The sequence below is a fragment of the Pseudomonas sp. JL27(2026) genome (assembly GCF_056933555.1).
The window spans coordinates 2,839,077-2,851,970 of the sequence record NZ_CM167794.1 but is presented as its reverse complement, the minus strand read 5'-3'; the positions used below and the strand labels follow the sequence as shown (position 1 = coordinate 2,851,970).

The 12,894-nt window shown below is 56.4% G+C and carries 17 protein-coding genes; 7 read left to right on the top strand and 10 right to left on the bottom strand.

The features are described 5' to 3' along the window. Positions 1-73: 73 nt before the first annotated feature. Complete coding sequence (lpxO, locus tag AC1Z1G_RS12945) at positions 74-973, bottom strand: lipid A hydroxylase LpxO (protein ID WP_483627482.1); 900 nt, start codon at positions 971-973, stop codon at positions 74-76. A gap of 410 nt (positions 974-1,383) precedes the next feature. On the opposite strand from lpxO, the gene AC1Z1G_RS12940 reads away from it, so the two are divergent. Then, positions 1,384-2,667 (top strand): serine hydrolase domain-containing protein, encoded by a 1,284-nt coding sequence (locus tag AC1Z1G_RS12940; RefSeq protein WP_483627835.1) that lies wholly within the window; start codon positions 1,384-1,386, stop codon positions 2,665-2,667. 6 nt (positions 2,668-2,673) lie between these two features. Here AC1Z1G_RS12940 and AC1Z1G_RS12935 read toward each other — a convergent pair whose 3' ends face one another. Both AC1Z1G_RS12935 and AC1Z1G_RS12930 read right to left on the bottom strand, forming a co-directional pair. Then, a complete protein-coding gene (locus tag AC1Z1G_RS12935; RefSeq protein ID WP_483627480.1) occupies positions 2,674-2,937 on the bottom strand; it encodes a DUF1652 domain-containing protein in 264 nt (87 codons plus the stop codon). Between the two features lie 266 nt (positions 2,938-3,203). Beyond that, positions 3,204-3,437: a hypothetical protein gene (locus tag AC1Z1G_RS12930; RefSeq protein ID WP_483627478.1), complete on the bottom strand. Its 234-nt coding sequence runs from the start codon at positions 3,435-3,437 to the stop codon at positions 3,204-3,206. Between the two features lie 728 nt (positions 3,438-4,165). On the opposite strand from AC1Z1G_RS12930, the gene pseH reads away from it, so the two are divergent. Next, positions 4,166-4,714 carry a UDP-4-amino-4,6-dideoxy-N-acetyl-beta-L-altrosamine N-acetyltransferase gene (pseH, locus tag AC1Z1G_RS12925; RefSeq protein ID WP_483627833.1) on the top strand — a complete coding sequence of 183 codons (549 nt, stop codon included), beginning with the start codon at positions 4,166-4,168 and terminating at the stop codon, positions 4,712-4,714. A gap of 52 nt (positions 4,715-4,766) precedes the next feature. Here the strand turns inward: pseH and AC1Z1G_RS12920 are convergent, their stop codons facing one another. Continuing rightward, positions 4,767-5,018, bottom strand: a complete 252-nt coding sequence (locus tag AC1Z1G_RS12920; RefSeq protein ID WP_483627476.1) for a hypothetical protein — start codon at positions 5,016-5,018, stop codon at positions 4,767-4,769. A 373-nt stretch (positions 5,019-5,391) separates the two neighbouring features. On the opposite strand from AC1Z1G_RS12920, the gene AC1Z1G_RS12915 reads away from it, so the two are divergent. Continuing rightward, positions 5,392-5,796, top strand: coding sequence for a hypothetical protein (locus AC1Z1G_RS12915; protein ID WP_483627475.1), 405 nt, complete (start codon positions 5,392-5,394; stop codon positions 5,794-5,796). Positions 5,797-5,954: 158 nt separating this feature from the next. On the opposite strand, the gene AC1Z1G_RS12910 is transcribed toward AC1Z1G_RS12915, so the two are convergent. Next, positions 5,955-6,179, bottom strand: a complete 225-nt coding sequence (locus tag AC1Z1G_RS12910) for a hypothetical protein (protein ID WP_483627473.1) — start codon at positions 6,177-6,179, stop codon at positions 5,955-5,957. A 265-nt stretch (positions 6,180-6,444) separates the two neighbouring features. Between AC1Z1G_RS12910 and AC1Z1G_RS12905 the strand changes: the two genes are divergently transcribed. Genes AC1Z1G_RS12905 through pcp form a run of 3 tightly spaced genes read left to right on the top strand, consistent with a single transcriptional unit; the run spans position 6,445 to position 8,772 of the window. Then, positions 6,445-7,170: a DUF969 domain-containing protein gene (locus AC1Z1G_RS12905; RefSeq protein ID WP_483627472.1), complete on the top strand. Its 726-nt coding sequence runs from the start codon at positions 6,445-6,447 to the stop codon at positions 7,168-7,170. After that, on the top strand, positions 7,167-8,117 hold the full coding sequence (locus AC1Z1G_RS12900) for a DUF979 domain-containing protein (protein WP_483627470.1): 951 nt from the start codon (positions 7,167-7,169) through the stop codon (positions 8,115-8,117). The genes AC1Z1G_RS12905 and AC1Z1G_RS12900 overlap by 4 nt, the downstream gene beginning before the upstream one ends. Positions 8,118-8,124: 7 nt before the next feature. Next, on the top strand, positions 8,125-8,772 hold the full coding sequence (gene pcp / locus AC1Z1G_RS12895) for a pyroglutamyl-peptidase I (protein ID WP_483627831.1): 648 nt from the start codon (positions 8,125-8,127) through the stop codon (positions 8,770-8,772). A gap of 148 nt (positions 8,773-8,920) precedes the next feature. Here the strand turns inward: pcp and AC1Z1G_RS12890 are convergent, their stop codons facing one another. Both AC1Z1G_RS12890 and AC1Z1G_RS12885 read right to left on the bottom strand, forming a co-directional pair. Continuing rightward, positions 8,921-9,337, bottom strand: coding sequence for a hypothetical protein (locus AC1Z1G_RS12890; protein ID WP_483627468.1), 417 nt, complete (start codon positions 9,335-9,337; stop codon positions 8,921-8,923). Between the two features lie 254 nt (positions 9,338-9,591). Beyond that, positions 9,592-9,861 carry a hypothetical protein gene (locus tag AC1Z1G_RS12885; protein ID WP_483627466.1) on the bottom strand — a complete coding sequence of 90 codons (270 nt, stop codon included), beginning with the start codon at positions 9,859-9,861 and terminating at the stop codon, positions 9,592-9,594. Between the two features lie 497 nt (positions 9,862-10,358). On the opposite strand from AC1Z1G_RS12885, the gene AC1Z1G_RS12880 reads away from it, so the two are divergent. Then, positions 10,359-10,688, top strand: a complete 330-nt coding sequence (locus tag AC1Z1G_RS12880; RefSeq protein WP_483627464.1) for a hypothetical protein — start codon at positions 10,359-10,361, stop codon at positions 10,686-10,688. A gap of 114 nt (positions 10,689-10,802) precedes the next feature. Here AC1Z1G_RS12880 and AC1Z1G_RS12875 read toward each other — a convergent pair whose 3' ends face one another. From AC1Z1G_RS12875 to AC1Z1G_RS12865, 3 genes are all read right to left on the bottom strand, one after another. After that, the gene (locus tag AC1Z1G_RS12875) at positions 10,803-11,195 is read right to left on the bottom strand and encodes a hypothetical protein (protein WP_483627462.1); all 393 of its coding nucleotides are present in this window, start codon (positions 11,193-11,195) and stop codon (positions 10,803-10,805) included. A 116-nt stretch (positions 11,196-11,311) separates the two neighbouring features. Further along, on the bottom strand, positions 11,312-12,016 hold the full coding sequence (locus AC1Z1G_RS12870) for a tRNA (adenine(22)-N(1))-methyltransferase (RefSeq protein ID WP_483627460.1): 705 nt from the start codon (positions 12,014-12,016) through the stop codon (positions 11,312-11,314). Positions 12,017-12,383: 367 nt separating this feature from the next. Continuing rightward, positions 12,384-12,791, bottom strand: coding sequence for an acyl-CoA thioesterase (locus AC1Z1G_RS12865; protein ID WP_483627829.1), 408 nt, complete (start codon positions 12,789-12,791; stop codon positions 12,384-12,386). Between the last annotated feature and the right edge of the window lie 103 nt (positions 12,792-12,894).

The window sequence follows — 12,894 nt, the reverse complement described above, 5'->3', positions numbered from 1 at the left end:
GGAGAAAGGAAGGGGCCGGGAACTTGAGGCCCTGCCACCGCGCAACAGGTCGGTGTCAGGGCCTTCAGCAGGATCAGATCAGAATAAATATCGCCAGCAGCCCGGCGAAAATCGCCCACTTCTCCAGGTAATAGCGGGTGCGGTTGCGCTTCTTCAGCTCTTTACCGCGCAGACGGATCTTGTAGAGCCTGGTGAAGGCCCGGTTCAGCCCTCCGGTACGATCGCCGGCATTGTTGGGTGCGCCAGCCGCCGCCATCACGGTGCGGCTGAACCAACGGTTGAACGCTGCGGCCCAACGGTACTTCATTGGCCGCTCGACGTCGCAAAACAAAATAATGCGGTTTTGCTGCGTGGTGTTTTCGGCGTAATGAATGTAAGTCTCGTCGAACATCACGGCTTCGCCATCGCGCCAATGGTAGTTTTCACCGTCGACGTTGATGTAACAGCCAGGGTCGTTGGGTGTATCGAGCCCCAGGTGATAACGGTACGAACCGGCATACGGGTCACGGTGACGAACGAGTTTGGAACCCGGTGGCAACTCGGCGAACATGGCAGCCTTGATCGAACCGATACCTTGCACCAGTTCGGTCGTGCGAGGGCACAGTTTCATGGCCGAAGGATGGCTGTCGCCGTACCACTTCAAGTAGAAACGCTTCCAGCCACTCTTGAAAAACGAGTTGAAACCAACGTCATCGTACTGCTCGGAACGCTTGATCTCACCGGCCTTGAGCAAGTTCTGACCCTCAGCGCGAATCTCTTCCCAGTGAGCCTGCAATGGGCTCAGGTCCGGGAAGTCGGCGGGATCCAGATACGGTTTATTGCGAATTCGGGAAAACAGATAAAGGAAGCAATTGACCGGTGCCAGAAACGTCGAGTGGTCGCTCAACTGGCGGCCCAGTTTGTGGCGCACACGGCCGCGCAGATGCACATACGCGATAGACAAAACGTAGAGGACAGCAATAGTGAGTTTCACAGTAAATCGTCACAAGTCAGAAGAGAACACATCTGCACGCCCCCGGACTTCAATAAGGGTCCAAGGGTAAAAGCGCAGCGTCTGATGTCGAACTAAAGGGTCAATCGGTTACGCATCAGGCTAGAGCAAAAATCCAGCCTATGGCCACTGGCTGGTATTTTAGCCACACTTTGTAACTAAAGGTTAACTAAGAGATGTGAAAAACTGTCGCGCAGATGCGCTGGAAGACGGGGAAACGGCTCCCCGTTTCAGCTCGACTACCCCTCAACTCATCGTCCCTTCGCGGCTTGGTTGTTACCCGCGTCCACTGTAGGCTCTGGCGCAGTATTCCCAAGGAAGACCTCACCATGACCCCTGCCGCACCGCGCATCAAAAAACACCCGCGCATCCGTGCCATCAACCGGCTGCACATGGGACTTGCAGCCCTGCTGATCAGCGCTTGCGCCAGTGCAGGTGACTTCCCGGATGCTGTGGCCAGTGATCCGGCGAAACTTGGCTGGATGGTCGGCTCGCCTCCCCCGGCCAATCGCATCATCCGCTTTGAGGACGGCAGCTACTTCCGGTTTCCCGCATTGCGCTGGAGCGTTTCGAACTTTCGTCAATTGATGCCCACTGTCAATGTCTCCCGCAGGCTTGGTGCCCCCGTTGCGTTGCCAAACGCATTGCGCAACGACATCGATGGGCTGCGTTTCGCGCCGCTGGGCACGAAGGACTTGATGACCTGGGAACAATCGCTGGCCGCGACCTACACCGACGGTATTGTGGTGATGCATCGCGGCCAGGTCGTGTATGAACGTTATTTCGGTGTACTCAGGCCAGAGGGCCAGCACGCGGCAATGTCTGTCACCAAGTCAGTGATCGGAACGTTGGGCGCCGCGCTGGTGGTTGAAGGCCGGATCGATGCCAACCAACGGGTGTCTGCCTACGTTCCAGAGCTGAGCCACTCGGCGTTTGGCAATGCGACGTTGCGCCAGGTACTCGACATGACCACCGGGCTCAAGTACAGCGAGGACTATGCCGACCCGAACGCCGAAGTCTGGGCTCATGCCTCTGCCGGCAGCCCCTTGCCCAAACCCAAGGGCTATGAGGGACCGCGCAGTTATTACGAATTTCTCCAGACCGTACAACTGCAGGGCCAACATGGCAGCGCGTTCGCCTACAAGACCATCAATACCGATGTGCTGGGCTGGGTGATTGCCAGGGTCACCGGACGTAACATCGCACAATGGTTTTCCGAAACCCTCTGGAGCCGCCTGGGTGCCGAACAGGATGCCTACTTCACCGTTGACTCCATCGGCACGCCATTTGCCGGCGGCGGCTTGAACACAGGGCTACGAGACCTGGCGCGCTTCGCCGAAATGATGCGCAACGAGGGGCGCTTCAATGGCCAGCAGATCGTGCCCCAAGCCGTTATCGAGGATATCCGCAAGGGCGGTGACAAAGGCGCATTCGCTAAAGCGGGTTATGGCCTGCTACAAGGCTGGAGCTATCGCAATATGTGGTGGGTGAGCCACAACCCTGATGGTGCCTACATGGCCCGAGGTGTTCATGGTCAGAGCATTTACATCAATCCAAAGGCCGAAATGGTGATTGTGCGTTACGCCTCTCACCCCGTGGCCGGTAATGCGGCCAATGACCCGGTCACGCTCGCCGCGTTCGATGCCCTGGCTCAACATCTGCTAAAGCGGCCCTGACAGCGCTCAGCCGGCATAATCACCGAGACCGCTCGCGAAAGCTCTGCGTCCTGCCCTGATTTCGGTACGAAGTTCGCCGATCAAATTGGAGACTGCCCGGCTGTTGGTGAGCTTCGCTGTCGAAACGCCCGTCAGCAACAAATCAACGCGCCCGGTTATCGGGTCGAAGACGTTAATCCTCAACAGCCCGTCAGCATTCACGGTGCACGTGCAAGAAAGCGGAGCGAAGCCTGATTCAATGGTGCGACACAGCTCGTGAGTGGCGAACATACCCTTGATCCTCAGGGGTGTGGTTTTGCTTGCTCGTTCAGAGTAGATGACCTGAGTCAGGTCCGCGTCTGTCAATGACGTTCAAAAGTGCCACCGGGTTCTCATTTCGCGCGGCTCGCTCTGAGGTGCAGGGAGAAATGGAGAAATAGTGTCGCTGTTCGCGCCAGCCGTCCTCTGCCGACGTCAGGCCCCGTCGCGATTTTAGACACGGCTCACGCCCTTCCCTCCCGTTATTTGGCCGTATTGCGGCAGGATCCCCCAAGCCCCTAGATAGCCTGGCCGAAACAAACGCCTCTTGCGATATCGATTCCCCAGTCCAGGGCAGCCTCCATGTCCAGCAGATGGGGCGCCGGGTCGTGGTCCTCAAGGATGACGGTGCCGTCCGGTCGATACGCGCCAATGAACATCTGCAGGGAGCCATCCCTCAGAATCTTGGCCCTGACCTCGATCTTGCAACCGTTCGAAAGCGTTTCAGAGTGGATCAAATGACGCTCAGTCATCGTGGTGTCCCTCTCGTGGTTGGGGCTCGCATGCTCCCCTCAGCCGCTGATGTGGGGAAACAGCACTGCGGTCGTTCAAGCCTGCCGAGCCCCTCCGCTCTTCAATCCGGGGTAACCGATTGCCTGGAACGGCTCGGCTGCCTGGCAGGCTTCTCTTCAACATCCCGATGTAACAAAGAAACGTTGTAGTCATACGTTGATATCAACGGCACGGGCTCATCGTTGCGCGCCATCTCAAGCCAGCGCCGTGTTCGTTCGAGATGAAACAGTTCGTTCTTCATCGACATTTTCGCAACAAGGTTCGCGGACACCCTGAAATGTCCACACCCGGCTGAACATATGACCTCAGACCAGTCCCCAGGTACATGAACCGTTCTGGCGGCTGCCAAACAGATTAAGCACTTCATACCCGATCTCCTTATCAATCCCCCATCAACTGTAGTCGATCCTCTGTCGAGGACCTCCCCACGCAGCCAAAACAATCCAACCGCGCCTGCCCTGTCACCGGCTCGCACCGCTATATCGGATTTGCGACCTGGCCTACAATGCCGATCTTTTGTCGCCAATCAGTGCCACTTTCAAAAGAACACTATTTGATTGTGCTTGATCTGCCTGAAAGGGAAACCTCCTGGCGACACGCTCAGAAAGTGGCCAACAACGACAACCGAGGACCTTCAACCCTCAATGGCGTTGGTGGTGCTGAAGACTCACCCGACAAGGAGCAAGCGATGCATTTTCTTCCCATCCTGGAGGCTTCAGCACAGATTCAAGCGAAAGTCAGAGAGCTGCGAAACCAGAAAGGTGTGCGCCAATATATGTACACCTCGCACGAGATCAGCGAGATCGAGCACGAACACTGGCTCAGGTCCCTGCACGGAAATACCAGGCAGGAAGTATTTGTGGCCATGAACGGCACTGAGCCCATGGGTGTCGTTTCGCTGAACGCCATCAACGCCACTCACCATACCGCTGACTGGGCGTTTTACCTTGACGCATCACTTCAAGGTAAAGGCATTGGCAGTCGTGTTGAGTTCTGGATGCTTGATTACGCATTCGGCAATGCCGGGCTTGAAAAGCTTAATTGCGAAGTGCTGGAAACAAACGCCGCGGTGATCAAAATGCACCAGAAGTTCGGGTTTTCAATAGAAGGCGTGCGTCGCCAGAACATCATCAAGGACGGTGCACGCATCGATGTGGTTCTGCTGGGAATCACACAGGATGAGTGGGCGCTCCAGCGAAGCAAGATGCTCGCCGTCATGGAAAGGTTGAATCGTTGAGTATCAACGGCGCAGTGCCCCGATCACTGCGCCTTGGGGCAAGGTTCACCCGTCAATCGTCATCCCCTACCCAACGCACTGTCTTGAGCGTGATCTTCGGTACTCGCTCAGAGTAAAGGACCCGCCGTTCCCTAAGCCAGGCCTGGGTTCTCCCAACATCAAACACTTCACGTTTTTCTGAACGAATGCTAAGCACCTGATTGCTCAACTCGTATCGATCACACTGCATGCAGCCAAATATATAGCCGTCAGACGTATCATCTACCTCGGCTGCACCTGCATCACCACAAATCCAGCATTTCATGCCTGATCTCCTTATCCATAGCTCATCAACTGTAGCTGACTTTCAGCGAGGGGCCAAAAGCCCCCGTGAACACCAAAGCCGTCTGGTAAAAACCTGCCCGCACCGCTTATGCGGCTCCGCCTATCTGCACCTAGACAATAACCACGAATGGCGCGATCTGCTGACCCTCTTCGACACAATCTGACTCAATGCTCTCCTTGAGAACGATGCTTTATCACGCCTGAGCCATGCGACGTCTCAGCCAAGGCATTGACATTCCTGATGAACACTTCTAAGCCTTATTAGAAGTACGCGAGTAGCATAAATCGCCTTCAAACGCTCGGACGGTATGACCGCGAGTGTGGCGCTAATAGACTTAGAGGAGCGAATCTCTATGGCTGCGCAATTGATACACGATTCACTTGTTCCAGGCACCGTGGGAACTCATCTGGCGTCGCAGTGGGTCACCGCTGCAAATATTTCGGTGGATGCGCCCAATGCACTGGATGTGCGCGAAACAGCATTGATGCCATACGCGTACGTCATGGACAAAGCGACATTGACACTACGCACGCCCATCAGCAGCTTCATCTTGCAGTGCTATAACGGAGCGGAACCCCCTGTAGGGGAGCTTTTCGATATAGAGGGGGACCATATCAATCACCTGGTATCTGCTGCTACCGCTAATACACAAATAAGCATGATGAAGTACACAGGGGTTCCCATATCGCGCATTGATCTTACATGGCCTAATGGCGAGGGCGGGCTTGTGGAAATCTACTTCGTGGCCGAAAACTAAAGCTTTAGAACTCGGGAAATCATTCACAGACAACCTCGAACCTACGGAGCAGCTCTTCGTACCAGCACAGCTTCTGGGACGAAAAGCTGTTTGATGCGCATAAATCAAGAGTTACTCGCTCCCCCATAACGTGCTGAATGCTCCGCGACAAAACTGCATCAATGAAATGAATCGCGATGAGCCGAGACCTCACCTGGAAAAACAAGTTCGCCCAGTAAGTTGCTGTGAAACTCCTCGGCAATGGATCGAACGTCTTTGCCTGGAGACTCGACCTGCCAGCCAAGGCTAAAGGTGTTGCGACCCTGGTTCTCATCAGTGACCCAACGCCTTGCACGCGAAAATCCGCTGATGCTCGGCGAGCCGATCAAAGGTAGTTCGCCCATGCCTTAATCGCCAAGCCAATCGCTACGGCACTCCGACAACCACCGCGGCCCATAAACTTTCTTGTTCTGCAGCAACAAGTTTTTTTGTTGGACGCGTCCCTGTGGGGCGGCAAAGATGCTCGCCACTGACGCGCGACCTTCTGGGTCAATAATAAAAAATCGAGTCGGGCTGCACGCCATTCCCAAGAAGCGAACCTGACGGATCTCGTCTTTTTCATCTTCAGCTTTTTTGGCGCCGCAGCACGCAGTTAAGGACCTCAACTCCATGCAAACTGTTGTGAACTTATGGCCGCTGATAGGCGTGCTCGTCATCGTGGTCGGCTTTGTGCTGCGTTTCAATCCGCTACTTGTGGTGACCGCCGCAGCGATTGCCACGGGCCTCGCCGCTGATTTTTCCCTGGGAAAAATCCTCGCCACCATGGGCGATGGATTCATCGAAACCCGCGCCTTGCAACTGATCTTATTGTTGCCGTTAGCCGTCATCGGTTTGCTGGAGCGTCATGGCTTGCGTCTGCATGCGCAAAACTGGATCGCACGTTTCGAGCGGGCCACCGTCGGGCGCCTGCTGATCATTTACCTGTTTGTTCGTGAAAGCACCGCTGCCATGGGCCTGACAAGCCTCGGTGGTCATCCGCAAATGGTCCGCCCGCTCCTGGCGCCAATGGCCGAAGGTGCCGCCGAAAAACGCTATGGAAAATTGCCGGAAGCGCTTCGTCACAAGGTCCTGGCGATGTGCGCCGCGACCGACAACGTAGGGCTGTTTTTTGGTGAAGACATCTTTGTCGCCTTCGGCGCGATTGCGCTGATGCACACCTTCCTTCTGGGCTCAGGCCTTGATGTCGAACCTCTGCACATCGCTTTCTGGGGCATTCCCACCGCCATCTGCGCCTTCATCATTCACGCTGTGCGCCTGCACCGGTTTGACCGAATGCTGAGCCGCAAGCTGTCGACCACTGACAGCCATGTCTACCCGGCAGAGACCGCGCAATGATCATCTCTATTCAATACCTGTACTGGCTTGCCGGGGTTTTATTACTGATCACTGCCGGCATGACCCTGGTTGACCGCAGCCATCCCAAGCGCTGGTCCAGCGGCCTGTTCTGGTTGCTGTTCGCCGTGGTTTTTCTGATTGGCGATCGCCTGCCCTCGGTGGCCGTGGGCGTCGGCGTGGTGCTGATGGCGGTCATCGCCGGCCTCGGCGGTGTAGGCCGAGGCACTCATACCGAGCTACATGACAAAGCGGCCCGTGCCAGCGCGGGTCGACTGGGTCATAAGCTGTTCATCCCGGCCCTGGCCATTCCACTGACCACCGTCATCGGCTCGGTGCTGCTCAAGCACACGGAGATTGGCGGCGTACCGCTGCTTGACCCTAAAAACACGACATTTGTGTCCCTGGGCCTGGGTTGCCTCATTGCCTTGGCGTTGGCCTGCTGGCTGACCCGCGACACTCCGCTGCAGGCCTTGCGCGAATCCCGACGCCTGACTGAAGCGCTCGGCTGGACCATGGTCCTGCCACAAATGCTGGCGATGCTCGGGCTGCTCTTCAACGAGGCCGGTGTCGGCAGTGCCGTGGCCCACGTTGCCACCACCTACATCAACCTGGATTTCCGGCTGGTGGCGGTGATGGTCTATGTGCTGGGCATGGCGTTGTTCACCGTGATCATGGGCAATGGTTTCGCAGCCTTCCCCGTCATGACCGGCGGTATCGGCGTGCCAGTGCTCGTGGGCATTTACGGCGCCAACCCGGCGGTGATGGCGGCTATCGGTATGTTTTCCGGCTACTGCGGCACGCTGATGACGCCGATGGCCGCGAACTTCAACATCGTTCCGGCCGCCCTGCTGGAATTGCCCGACAAGAACGCCGTCATCAAGGCACAGATGCCTACCGCACTGATGATGCTGGTGGTCAATATCGTTCTTCTTTACCTGCTGATGTGAGGCAATGATGCGTACTGTGCTGCTGACGGGTTTCGAACCCTTCGATCAAGACACGATCAACCCCTCCTGGGAAGCGGTGCGCCTGCTGGATGGCACCCATCTGAGCGACGACGTACGGATCGTCGCCCGTCAGTTGCCCTGTGCGTTTACCAGCGCCGGGGACTGCCTGAATGAACTGCTCGCCGAGCATCGTCCGCAGATGGCCATCGCCATCGGGCTGGCGTCTGGGCGTAGCGATCTGTCCATTGAACGGGTGGCAATCAACATCAACGATGCACGCATCCCGGACAATCTCGGCCACCAGCCCATAGACAGCCCCGTGGTGCCCGGCGGGCCTGCTGCGTATTTCAGCACATTGCCGATCAAGGCCATGGTCAGGGCGCTCCGTGCGGCGGGAATCCCGGCCTCGGTATCGCAAACCGCCGGTACCTTTGTGTGCAATCAGGTGTTCTACAGCCTGCAACACGCACTCGCCGACTCGGCAGTGCGCAGTGGGTTCATCCATGTGCCCTGCTTGCCCGAGCAGGCCGCGCGCAGTGCACCGGGACAGCCCTCGCTGGCGCTGGAAATGCTGGCCGAGGGCTTGCGGATTGCTGCGCTGACGGCCTGGAACACGCAAGTGGATGTAGCAGAGACGGGAGGACAGGTCAGCTAAGGCCACCTGATCGGCCACCACCGTGGGTGCGTTGGCCACGACGCCTCACCTGCCAGCCAGGCCCGGAAACCGGCCTGGCACTGAACGCCAACATCAACTTTTTCGAGAGCGCAGTTCAGGCAGCGAGTAACCAAGGTTTGCACAAAGGTCAGGCGTAGTGATGCCCCCAGGCAATCGCCAACAGAAAGGGGGAAATCAAAGACAACACCGTCAAGAACGTTGCGCAAAAGAACCTGGCCACCACAGGCACATCAGCACTTTTCGCGGCTACAGACTGCGAGCACATTCGAAAGACAAACCCGAACGTCAGCCCCACCTGTACCAAAAGATACAGTGCAAACAGTGAAACCGCCTGAACGCTCAAGTGGAAAAACAACATCAATAGCAAAAGCACGGTCCCGATCAACAAGGGAAACCTGAAGCTTTGCGACACCTTGGCGACGTCAAAGTCGATGCGAACAGTGGATGAAGCTCTGTTGATCAGCCACCCATAAAATATCAATAGAACCATGGGTAACAGATAGAAAAAAACGACTGCCAGCAAGAGAGCGCCAACGATAACCATACTTCTCCCCGAGCCACCGCAGTTGCACTACATAGAATATAAATCAACAGACTATTAGAGGCGCCAGAGTGTACCTCAGGAATAGCGCAAAACCCGAAATGGTGAGCTCCCAACCAGCCCAAAGAGCGTCAGCCAGAATACCCAGCTGACGATCGATGACTGAATCGATAAGGTTGCCTGGCGCGCCGATCAAATCATGCCTGACGCCAGGACGAAGCCGCCGCTGAAGGTCGAGCAGGCGGCCAGACACATCCTTATGTATGCCGCGGACTCGCTACGATCAGCTGATGAATCGTTGCTTCCAGTCGATCAAGTGCTGGAACTCTCCCGGACCTGGAATGGATCGCCAGGTACTGTTGGGTGCGCAAAATGTGAAAGCTTTGCCTCATCGTGGTCATTTCTTCAATCAGCTTGCGGTTGACGGAGTAATGACCGCAGTGCGGGCACTTCAGATCGTCGAAATCGCCCACCGGGCAAGCCTTTTCAGCGCTCTCACCGCAGACCGAACAGACTGTAATGCTCATACCCACCTCCTTTTGGTTAATCGCTCAACTGTAGTCGATCCCATCAACTCCCACCTCTGCGCCCCCTGGCATGTCCTGGATCAACGCTCATTCAATCGAGCCCCTGATGCGTGCAGGTTGTTCGACCAACGGCTTGGCCGTAGCACCACACCGAGTTTTCTCACGTCACTGCCTCTGAAGTATCACCCCCCGCCTCATCTTTCTCATCCTGTAGAAAGACCATTAAGAATGGCAGGTGCCGAGACGAGGAAATCTCGTTTAGAGCGCAAATCTGCCAGTGACAAGGCAAGCTGACTGACGACCACTCGTCCAAGCCAATGAGCGACTGCCCATTCCTCGTCTACACCTTTTAAACATGAGGTTCTGGTCAGCAACTATCCGGGATGCCATGCGCCTCACTCTCTCAGGTGTTACGCCTCGAATTCGATGGTCTACGAAGCGCCATTCGAAACAGCCGTACTCCACGCTTCGAGTTTCATTTCTCAAGGAGTAGAAAAATGACTACTAGCTGCAGAAACTGGTGTGCCTGGTTGAACGCGATGCCACCGAAGCCGGACGTCCTGCATGTGGTGGGCGATGTTGAAGTGTCCAACCCAGGAATCAAAGCCTATCTAACCATGCGAGTACCACAGGGTATTAACCCCTCAATACTCATGCTGGATTTACACCTGTTCCAAGAACCCGGGGTGTGGCCTCAAGTACTGAGCTGTGTACAAGTCAAGTACGATCGCGTCATACCTTTCAAATCAGCCCACTACTCAGCCGTTGATATTTACCAGAATGGCGAGCAAATAGCGTACATCGACTACATACCGACCATTGAATGACCGCCTGAAAACGGCCACTGGCCTCGTAACACTTAACGGAGACCGACTGGCCTGTCGGTCTCCGTTAAAAGCAGCGTCCGCGGACTCCCACTCCAGGATCGATTACCGAAATCTTCAACGGACAACAAGGACCTTCGGGCGGGTAAATTTCCAGGCGACAGGCGCTAGCAACACCACCACCAGCAGGAACGAAACCTGCGAAAGATAGAATGTCTCCAACCATTGCCGGTTTAAGGCCACATAAACCGTGTTATGGATCACGTCGACAATAATAATGGCAGCGGTGAAAACGATGCCCAGTCGGGGCTTGATGAATAGCATGACTGCGGCCAGCGGATCCAGAAAAGAGAGCGCCCCCCAGAAAGCCCGGCTGCCCCATGGAGTGCTGACACCATATCCGTAGTCCCAGAGCAACCCATGTTCAAGGTCAGCACACAGGTGATTGGCTGTTGCAACAATGAGGGCGCCTGCGAACAGAATTCGGATGGCAAAAGATAATCTTGGCATGACATCGTCCGCTGAAAGTCATTGGTGTCACTGGCGTATCGAAGCCTGCCAGGAACAGGTTAGTGATCGTTACCTCGTCACTCGTCTGTTTTCGCCTTGCCTGTTCCGTACAAACCCTAGAGCTGGCAAGCCAGCAGCTCGGTGATCCACCGGGCCTGCCGGGCGATGTCTTGCACCTTCTCCTCGGGCACGGCCTGCCGCGCCCTGGCGAAGTCGGTCAGGGTCTGCTGCTTCTGGCACAGCATGCGCTGCCACTTGAGCAGGAACGTCGAACTGCGTGCCTGCATCAGCAGTGGGCCGAAGTACAGCTCCTCGGCGCTGTACATCACCGGCCCGGAACGCTCGGCGACGATGATTTCGTAGTCGAAGCGGTTTTCCCGCAGTACTTCCTCGCAGAGAATGCGGTAGCCATTTTCCATCAGCCATTTGCGCAGTGGCTGCTCGCCGCCGTTGGGCTGCAGGATCAGGCGCTCCTGGCCGCTCAGGTGTGCCTTGCCGTTGTCGAGGATGTCGCGGATCGTCTCGCCACCCATGCCGCAAATGCTGATCGCCGTGATCCCGTCTCCCGGTTCGATCGCTGCCAGGCCATTGGCCAGGCGCACAGTGATTCGCAGGTCTTGGCCACTCTCGCGCACGGTGCGCTCGGCCGAGCGGAACGGCGTCAATGCTACCTCGCCGGCTACCGCCGCCACGATGGCGCCACGACGCATCAGCGCCACCGGCAGGTAACCGTGATCCGAGCCGATATCGGCCAGGCACGCACCTGCCGGCACATGCGCCGCCACGCGCTCCAGGCGCATGGATAATGTCTGTTCGTTCAACTTCAGCCCCTTTTCACCACGAACGTCCGGCACCTTTGGCCGGATCGGGGCGCGATTCTGTCGAGCAACGCCGTGTATTTCAAATTTATGCGATCAGGGCCATGGCTCGACCCGTGCCTACCGCTCGCATATCGGCCCAAAGCGAACCCTGGTTATGGGCCGCTTGTGGCCGACCTCTGCGGAGCCTGCGAGGCTGCAATGGGTCGTTTTTTGCCTATGAGGAACGCCAGACATCGACCAATAGAGGCCATTGAAGGCGGAGGCTTTTGCATCTTGTGCCTGAGAATCAGCCGCGTGCGGACTCGGCGAAAAATAGCACTACACTGTGCCCAGTGAGCACGGTGTCTCGCCCCAGGAACGACAACGTTCAAGATTGGAGAAGCGCCCTAAGTTGCTCAGGCACCTCAATGACTTCCCGAGTAACCGGCGAGATGCAAACGTGCGTAAGGCTGGAAGTAAATGCCATGACCCCTGGCGCTACATAGCCCTCGACTAGAAATGTGAACGAGTGAAGCCCAACACTGGAAACACTTACTTTCATCGAAAGCTCTTCATCCCAAGTGACCGGATGAAGAAACTCCAGCGAGAAAGCTCTTGCTGGAGGTAATAGATCAAAGCCTAGCAGGGTTCTTAATCCGGGACCGGCAAGCCACACAGTAAGCGCATCATGAACAGCCTCGACAACAAAGTACGAGAACCTAGGTGTATAGACTACCCCCTCAGGATCACAGTCGCCGAACAATACCTTTCTCTTGATAGTCACCGGGTTCGGCACAAGATCAATCCTTAATAGTGAATAACAGAGCTCAAGCGACCACGCACCGACAGCCGCAACCAACTTCATCTCAGGGCCGATTCGTTCTCGGCGCTCAGCCAAC